Raw genomic sequence first — 8,011 nt, 5'->3', positions numbered from 1 at the left:
AATTGTTTTCGGGTCCATTTCAAACAGTTTCGCAATATATTCGAAACCGCCATGGCCCAGCTTGTCCGCCTCCACAGCCGCATACCGCCGTCGGTCCTTCTCCGACAAGCGCGCGTACAGCCGCTTCATCCGCGTTTCAACCTCAGCCCGGTAACCAGCCTGCATCGTTTGTCCTCCAGAGGCATCACATCTTACCCGCGTCGCTTTGCGCACGCCAGGTCCACTTCGGGAAGTTATTTCTCACTCGTTCCTAAGTGGTCGGGTCATCAGAGAAGTTTTCAGAGATTGAAGACAGGGTATTGCTTTGCGTGTACCTGATTTCGGACACGTCAAGGCCGGCGAAGCGCGAGCTGCATGACGACTGGGACACAGCGCACGCCTGGTGCGCACGCTACGTGCACGATGGGGTGACGTTAGGCGACGGCGCGGCGCAAGACCGGTACCCGCCACAGCAGATCTACAAGATCCGCTGCCTGCCGGTGAAGCAGGTCACGCAAGGCCTTGCACCAAGCGACGCCCAGGGGGCGGTGGATGAGCGAATCTCTCATTTTGAAGATGAGGACGGTCACAGAATTGACATCTGGACTATGCCGGTTTAGCCCGCTCGACCTGTCCCGCGTCCTCGGAGGGTGATCGTTCTGCGCCCGCCGGATGAGCTTGCCACGCTCCCTTCCGCGCGAAGCGTGTCATGTCGCGAGGCGAGATACCGTGACCGCGCCTGGGGCAAGCCCAGCGTGTCGGCGACTACATCGCTGTCTTGCCACCATTGACGCCGAGAATCTGGCCCGTTATGTACCTGGACCGCGCGGACGCGAGGAACACGATGGCGTCGGCGACCTCCTCCGGGGTCCCAATGCGGCCCGCCGGGATCGTCGCCGCAACTGCCGCAATGTTGTCGGCGCCTCCTGCAATGCGGTCCAGCATCCCGGTATCGATAGGGCCAGGTGCAACCGCATTCACTCGCACATTCGATCTGCCTGCCTCGAGTGCTGCAGCCTTGGTCAGGCCTTCGATCGCGTGCTTGCTGGCCACATACATTGGATTCTGTGCGTTGCCGCGACTTCCCATGGTGGAGGAGAGGTTGATGACAACACCCTCCTTCTGCTCCAGCATGACGCGCAACTCGTGCTTCATGCTAAGGAACGTCCCAAGTACATTAGCGTCGAAGGTCGCTGCATAGGACTCAACCGTCTGGTCAATGATCGACCCCGGCGTGCCTTCGGTCCCTGCACTGTTCACTGCGACATCGAGCCGTCCAAAGCGGGTGACGGCGTGCTCGACGAGTTGGCGGACCTGCTCCTCATTACCTACGTCAGCGGGTACAAACTCGGCCTCGGCACCGAGTTCCCGGAGTTGAGACACAAGTGCAGCGCCTGCGGTGGCATTGCGGCCCGAGCAAACCAGCTGTGCCCCATCACGGCCGAATGCAAGCGCCGTTGCGCGGCCAATTCCAGACGTGGCTCCCGTAACGAGAACGACGGTATGCGTCATGACACTCCTTATGTGAAACAAGACAAAACAAGGCGATCCAGTTGCAGCAACTCAGCCTGGATTGCGCATCAACCGGATCGATTCTTTATCCGAGCCGTAGCAGGCTCAGGCTACGCGGCGCAGCGGCACGTTCTTGACACCGGGCTTGCGGTTCGGGGTCATGCCGTTGGCTGCCAGGGTTTCATCGACATCGCTGTACCAGGTGCCAATACGGTAGATTTCCCGCGCTTCTTTGCCATCGGCGATCTCGCGGCCCAACTCCTTGGCGATACGCACGGTCTGCTGAATCTGCTGCACTGAGGTGAACCGATTGCCATGCTGATCGATGAGGGTGTCCTCAATGCCGCAGCGCACGTGCATACCCATTGCCAGCGCCATCGTGTTCCACGGAAGTACGTTCTTGAACAACGACTCTGCGGTAATGGTGCAGCCATCCGGTGCACGTTGAATGAAGTCGAACAGGTTGTACGGATGCGGTCCATGGTGGCCGCCACCGATGCCGATGCAGGTCAGGTTCAGCGGGCCCTTGTAGATCCCTCTGCGCACCATGCGGTCCAGCGTTTCGAGTGCATGCATGCCCACCAACTGAAAGTGCGGCTGGATGCCGGCTTCCTGCAGGCGGCGCAAGTGCTCTTCCGCCCAGGCCGGGCCAGCCGGAACAATCATTTCACGGTAGGCATCGTAGACGGCCGGATTGGCCATGTGCGTGCTCTCATAGAACTCCGGGTAGATCAACTCCATGATGTTCATCTGGATGGTGTTGAGTGCTACCGTCACCTGGTCCGGCTTGGGGTCGAGATCCGCCAGCGCGTGACGCGTGTCATCATCCAACCACTTCGCGGCCTGGCCTTCATCTTCCGGTGCGAACGAGATCGAGCCGCCCACCTGAATGATCATGTCTGGCACCGCCTTGCGCACACCGGCGATCAGCTCGTTGAACATGGACAGGCGCTTGGAGCCCTTGCCATCCGGCTCACGCACGTGCAGGTGCAGCACGCTGGCGCCGGCTTCATAGCAATCCACCGCCTTCTGGATTTGTTCTTCCATGGTCACCGGGATGTCTTCCGGGAAATCTTCCGGCATCCACTCCGGGCCGTACGGGGCCACTGTGATTACCACCTTGTCCATATTCTCCGGGTGCAGCGAATCATCCAGGAATTGCATATCGTTCTCCTTGATAAGGACGTCAGTTATCGAAGCCGCAACGAATTGTTGTGGCCGGGTCGAGCATCAATTAACTCGAATGGCTGGTCGCCGATCGACTACTCAGAATGCAACCGCATGCTTGCCCTTCAGCTGAAGCATGTCGCGCGTCTCATCTGGCGTGGCCACCTCCGGCGCAGGTGACTATCACCTTGTTCTGAGGGGCTGCCATGGGGTTCCGTACGTCGTCGATTTGTGGGATTAGTCTAGTAATCCCAGGGCGGCCGTTGTCTCTCATTTCACGACATTCATGTCTCATTTCGTGACAGAATGTCGAGGTATTCGGGTTTCCCCGAAACGAGCGAATCCGGGCTGTCTACCGGGTGAGGAGAGGCAATGGGCACGTTGATTCGCACTGGCGTCATGAAGAACTACTTCAAGGTTGCGCAGCAATTGGGCCTTGAACCGCAGCCGTTGCTGCGCAAGCTGAACTTGAGCAGCGAGATGCTTGCGGATCCGGAACATTGGATTTCCGGAAGTGGCGCCGTTGCCTTGCTGGAAGAGTCGGCGCGACTCACGCAATGCCCAACATTCGGGCTGCGGATGGCCGACCTGTGGCAACTGTCTGATCTCGGCGTCGTAAGCGTGTTGCTCAGCCATCAAAGGACCCTGCGCGACGCGGTTGGCACCCTGGTTCAGTATCGGCACCTGATGAATGAGTTCCTGGTCATCCGGATTGAGGAGACGGGCAAGAAGGTGATCGTGCGGGAAGACGTCGTCGCGGATGACGCCGGGCCATCCACGCAGTCAGTTGAGCTGGCACTGGGCTCACTTTCACGGCTTTGCAGCACGCTGCTCGGCACGTCCTGGCAACCTCTTGGCGTCAATTTCACCCATGACGCTCCCACAGATCTGCGGCTGCACCGCCGCATCTTCGGGGGGAAGCTGGAGTTCGCAAGCGCTTTCAATGGCTTGATTTGCCGCGCTGCCGACCTGGACTTGCCCAACCCTATTGCCGACCCTGTCATGGCACGCCATGCGCAGCGCCTGCTTGAAGGTCTGCCGGGAGCCAACGAGCCGTCAATTGTGCTCGAGGTGCGCAAGGCGATCTACCTGATGCTTCCGGCAGGGCGAGCGACGATTGAGCAGGTTGCTCAGGGCCTGGGGATGAACGTGCGCACACTGCAGCGCCAACTCGAAGCCGCTGGAAGGGTCTTCTCAGACATGGTCAATGGCGTTCGGCGCGATCTCGTTATCCACTATATGGACAACAGAAGCTACTCGCTCGGACGCATTTCCGAATCGCTTGGCTACTCCACTTATGGCTCGTTCGTACGTTGGTTCGCGGCGCAGTTCGGCATGACGCCGACGCGGTGGCGCAGCATCAAGCAGCAGATATAACGTGAGCCGCTTCTCTGTGTGTTCTGCTCGTCACGCTGACGCGGAGCGATCGACGTGATCACCCCAATGACCGTCCTGGTTGCCTCCCTCGGCGTCCTGTCGCCATCGGGAATGTAGCGTCTTGCCTCACGCGTTGCGACGGCACTGTCGCGCAACCCATTTTTCCATCCACCATCAAGAAGATGCGATGAAGACGACCACGCAACTGCTGCTGGCTTTGGGCTTATCACCCATGCTGGCATTTGCCGCAAGAACTGCGTTCAGCCCTTCTTTCTCGCGACGACAAGCAAGGAGCCACCAACGGGGAAGCGCAAACCGGCTCGTATCAGCTGGTATTCAATGGCACAAAATGCCGCCGAACACGGCGTTTAGCACCGTGCCGATGCGGAAGCCATCGTCCATGGCGTCGGTGGGATGATCACCGCGCCTCTCGAGCACCCGCCTCTGGTCGCCTCTCGATTGGCCGCCAGGATCTGCGGCAGATCGTCTCAATCAGAAAGTCCAGTCAGTGTGCCTCGGATGCGCTGAACCGTCGCCTGTAGTAACCCGGGCTGGTTCCAAGCCGAGTCCGGAAATGATTGCGCATTGTGGCTGCAGCGCCAAAACCGACTTGTACCGCGATTTCATCCACGGATAAATCGGTCTCTTCAAGCAACGTCCTGGCCCGGCCCATGCGCTCGGTAAGCAGCCACTCCCCTGGAGGCATCCCCATCGTACTGACAAAGTGCCGCTGAAAGGTTCGGGCACTCATCGCCATTTGCCTTGCCATTCTGACAATCGACCAGCCTTCGTCCAATGTTGCGCGCACCGCGTCCACCAAGGGTGCCAGCGAAGAGCCGCTACGCTTTGAGACCGGCTCGTCGATATACTGGGCCTGCCCGCCTTCGCGGTGGGGTGGCATGACCAGTCGGCGTGCGACCTGATTGGCAGCGCGCGGGCCAAGATCCCGGCGAATCAGGTGGAGGCACAAGTCGATTCCCGCCGCACTGCCGGCAGACGTGAGGACATCGCCGGCATCGACGTAGAGGACGTCCGCTTCCACGTGGACGTCCGGATATCGCGCCGCGAGTGCTGCGGCATGGCGCCAGTGCGTCGTCGCACGCTTTCCATCGAGCAACCCCGCTGCCGCCAGGACAAAGGCGCCCGTGCAGATTGACATGACGCGCGCCCCGCGTTTGTTCGCCTTCCTCAACGCGCGGCAAAGTTCCGGCGGGACGTCCGCTTCGATACCGCGCCACCCCGGAATAATGATGGTCTTCGCTTTGGCCAGGAGTTCGAGGCCACCGTCAGCCTGTACCTGGATGCCCCCCGAACCGTGCACCCTCCCCGATTCGGCGGAACAGGTCGTAAAGCGATACCAGCTGTCACCCATTTCAGGTCTTGGCAGACCGAACACTTCAACGGCGCAGCCATATTCAAAGAGGCTCAGGCCGTCATACACGACGACGGCAACCAGTCCTGCGTTGGCAGACGATTGTGGATTGGTCTTTGGCACGATATGGACGGGAACTGGCATTGATGCCACTAGCGACTGATTTTGCCCCATCCGCTCTACGTCTCGCAAGCCTCTCCCCCATGTCTGTTGCGTGTGCTGCGATCCTGATCGCCGTCACTCTCATCAAGTTGGCACGATCTTTACGCAAATTGTCGTTCGTGCCACTGGTGGGTTCAAATTGCGCTGCTTATCCTGTGGTCGGTGGTTCGCGATACGGCAAGCGACGCGCGTCCGCCAGCAATTTCAACCCGCAGAGAGAGTGAAAGTGAAAGACAAACTATTCATGCTTCGCCCCGGCTTTTTTTCAGGCTCGGAAGGTCCGTTCTATTGTGGAGATTCCGTTGCCGTTGAAGGCTTGCTCGGCTTCTTCCCGCAGTTGCGCAATGAAGTTGATGTCGAATACATCGATGCGCCCCGCCCTCGCATGGCAATTGTCGAACTGATCGGCGAGGCGAACCAGTCCGCCCCCGTCCTGGTGCTCGGCGCGGGGCGCGCGCCGGTCGATGACGGCGTGGAGATTCACGTAAGCGGCCAGACGCGTTTTATCGATTCGCCCGACCATATCCGTCGATACCTGTCGTCGCAGTACGGTGTGGCGCATCCCGCCTCCTGACTACAGGCCCACCGGCTCATGCGTGAAGAGGCCTTCCATGCAGCCCCGCGCGCCGATCGCAACCATTGCGATCGGCGGCATCGTCTACCGCAACTTTGGCGGTGCCCATGCATGGCGGGCCTCGACTTCGAACCTGCTCAGTAATCGCTTCAGGCAATCGCCTGCAGTCTCTTGAATAAGCTATGGATTCTCCAATGTCTTCGCCCAAGCACGCCAAGGTCCTGATTCTCGGTTCCGGCCCTGCCGGCTATACCGCCGCCGTCTATGCAGCGCGCGCCAACTTGTCGCCAGTGCTCGTCACGGGCCTGGCGCAAGGCGGCCAGTTGATGACCACGACCGATGTCGAAAACTGGCCGGCGGATGCAACGGGGGTGCAGGGCCCAGATCTGATGCAGCGCTTTCTCGATCACGCGGAGCGCTTCAACACCGAGATCGTGTTCGACCACATCCACACGGTAAAGCTCGACGGGAAGCCGATTCGCCTGATCGGCGAATCCGGCGAGTACACCTGCGACGCGCTGATCATCGCGACAGGCGCGTCCGCACAGTATCTCGGCCTGCCGTCCGAGGCATCCTTCATGGGCCGCGGCGTGTCCGCTTGCGCGACCTGCGACGGCTTCTTCTACCAGCAGCAGCATGTAGCCGTGGTTGGCGGCGGCAATACGGCGGTCGAGGAAGCGCTGTATCTGGCGGGCATCGCGAAAAAGGTCACGGTGATCCACCGCCGCGACAAGTTCCGCGCCGAGCCGATCCTGGTCGACCGTCTGCTCGAGAAGGCGAAGCAAGGTGTTGTCGAGATCAAATGGAACCACGTGCTCGACGAAGTGAATGGCGACGGGGCCGGCGTGACCGGCCTGCGCATCAGGCATGTGCAAAACGGCGACACCACCGAACTCGCACTGCAAGGCGTTTTCATCGCCATCGGCCACAAGCCGAACACCGATCTCTTCAGAGGCCAGCTCGAGATGACGAATGGCTACATTGTCACCAACGGCGGCCTCTCGGGCAACACCACGGGCACGAGTGTGCCGGGCGTGTTCGCGGCAGGCGACGTGCAGGACCACATCTATCGGCAGGCGATCACCAGCGCCGGCACGGGCTGCATGGCCGCGCTCGACGCGCAGCGATATCTGGAAAGTACGCCGGGGTCTGGATTTCTAAATGGCACTACACCAGTAGAAAATTATTCTAATTAGAAGCGAGATGGTGGGTTCTTTTTGGAAGCCTTTTGCGGAAATCGAACACTATGATTTCTCTCACAACCAGCGCGAAGCCGGCTTTCCAATCCAGGATCTGACGATGCGCAATACCGGATTACGCCCCCACCATGAGAACAATATTCCGGCTCTTCCAAGAGCACCCGGCATCGGTTGGCGAGAGCTATCTGCAGCATATGTTGTCGTCGTTTTCATTTGGCGCGTCGATGCTGTTCGCATCGATGGCGGCGCTCGTGCACGGCATGCTGCCTTTTCTCTTCGTCGCCACAGGCAGCAACACGATCTCTCGGCTGCATGAGCGCATGGTCACCCATCGCAACCGCGTGGCGTCGCGTCACCGATAAACAAGCCCCCCTTCGACAACAACATGACAAGCTCACTAGCGTCTTCCCTGCTACGCCCGGTTCCCTATATGGGCGTGATTCACGTCGTTCACGAAGCCGTCAAGCTCGGTTTCCGCAACGGTCATCCCGACTGGTGCAACCTCGGCCAGGGGCAGCCTGAAATCGGGCCCATGGCAGGCGCGCCGGAACGGCTGGCTTCACTGCAGTTCGACGTGGCCGATTGCGCCTACGGGCCGGTCGGCGGCATCCGCATGGGACTGGAGCGCCTGGGCGACATGGTCAACAGCGCCAGGCGAGGGTAATCCGG

Annotated in this window: 9 protein-coding genes; 6 read left to right on the top strand and 3 right to left on the bottom strand. The window is 60.0% G+C overall.

The window, feature by feature from the left end; all coding sequences use genetic code 11:
• Positions 1-308: 308 nt before the first annotated feature.
• Entirely contained in the window at positions 309-599 is a 291-nt protein-coding gene (locus A3A5_RS0130140) for a hypothetical protein (RefSeq protein ID WP_157637321.1), read from the top strand.
• A gap of 145 nt (positions 600-744) precedes the next feature.
• Here the strand turns inward: A3A5_RS0130140 and A3A5_RS0130135 are convergent, their stop codons facing one another.
• Together A3A5_RS0130135 and A3A5_RS0130130 are read right to left on the bottom strand one after the other, a co-directional pair.
• Complete coding sequence (locus A3A5_RS0130135) at positions 745-1,491, bottom strand: SDR family NAD(P)-dependent oxidoreductase (RefSeq protein WP_018314166.1); 747 nt, start codon at positions 1,489-1,491, stop codon at positions 745-747.
• Between the two features lie 105 nt (positions 1,492-1,596).
• Positions 1,597-2,655, bottom strand: a complete 1,059-nt coding sequence (locus A3A5_RS0130130; RefSeq protein ID WP_018314165.1) for a 3-keto-5-aminohexanoate cleavage protein — start codon at positions 2,653-2,655, stop codon at positions 1,597-1,599.
• Between the two features lie 375 nt (positions 2,656-3,030).
• Here A3A5_RS0130130 and A3A5_RS0130125 point away from each other — a divergent pair, with 375 nt between their 5' ends.
• The gene (locus A3A5_RS0130125; RefSeq protein ID WP_018314164.1) at positions 3,031-4,035 is read left to right on the top strand and encodes an AraC family transcriptional regulator; all 1,005 of its coding nucleotides are present in this window, start codon (positions 3,031-3,033) and stop codon (positions 4,033-4,035) included.
• Between the two features lie 505 nt (positions 4,036-4,540).
• On the opposite strand, the gene ftrA is transcribed toward A3A5_RS0130125, so the two are convergent.
• Positions 4,541-5,551, bottom strand: a complete 1,011-nt coding sequence (gene ftrA, locus A3A5_RS0130115) for a transcriptional regulator FtrA (protein ID WP_026201286.1) — start codon at positions 5,549-5,551, stop codon at positions 4,541-4,543.
• 244 nt (positions 5,552-5,795) lie between these two features.
• On the opposite strand from ftrA, the gene A3A5_RS0130110 reads away from it, so the two are divergent.
• The 4 genes from A3A5_RS0130110 (at position 5,796) to A3A5_RS0130090 (ending at position 8,006) form a co-directional block, all read left to right on the top strand.
• Positions 5,796-6,143 carry a DUF3088 domain-containing protein gene (locus A3A5_RS0130110; protein ID WP_026201285.1) on the top strand — a complete coding sequence of 116 codons (348 nt, stop codon included), beginning with the start codon at positions 5,796-5,798 and terminating at the stop codon, positions 6,141-6,143.
• Between the two features lie 194 nt (positions 6,144-6,337).
• Positions 6,338-7,339 (top strand): thioredoxin-disulfide reductase, encoded by a 1,002-nt coding sequence (trxB, locus tag A3A5_RS0130100; protein WP_018314160.1) that lies wholly within the window; start codon positions 6,338-6,340, stop codon positions 7,337-7,339.
• A 131-nt stretch (positions 7,340-7,470) separates the two neighbouring features.
• Positions 7,471-7,704, top strand: coding sequence for a DUF6356 family protein (locus tag A3A5_RS0130095; protein WP_026201283.1), 234 nt, complete (start codon positions 7,471-7,473; stop codon positions 7,702-7,704).
• A 23-nt stretch (positions 7,705-7,727) separates the two neighbouring features.
• Entirely contained in the window at positions 7,728-8,006 is a 279-nt protein-coding gene (locus A3A5_RS0130090; RefSeq protein WP_157637320.1) for a hypothetical protein, read from the top strand.
• Positions 8,007-8,011: the final 5 nt, after the last annotated feature.

This window comes from Cupriavidus sp. UYPR2.512, assembly GCF_000379565.1.
Classification (GTDB): domain Bacteria; phylum Pseudomonadota; class Gammaproteobacteria; order Burkholderiales; family Burkholderiaceae; genus Cupriavidus.
The sequence above is the reverse complement of the archived record's forward strand: the minus strand, read 5'-3'. Positions and strand labels throughout refer to the sequence as shown.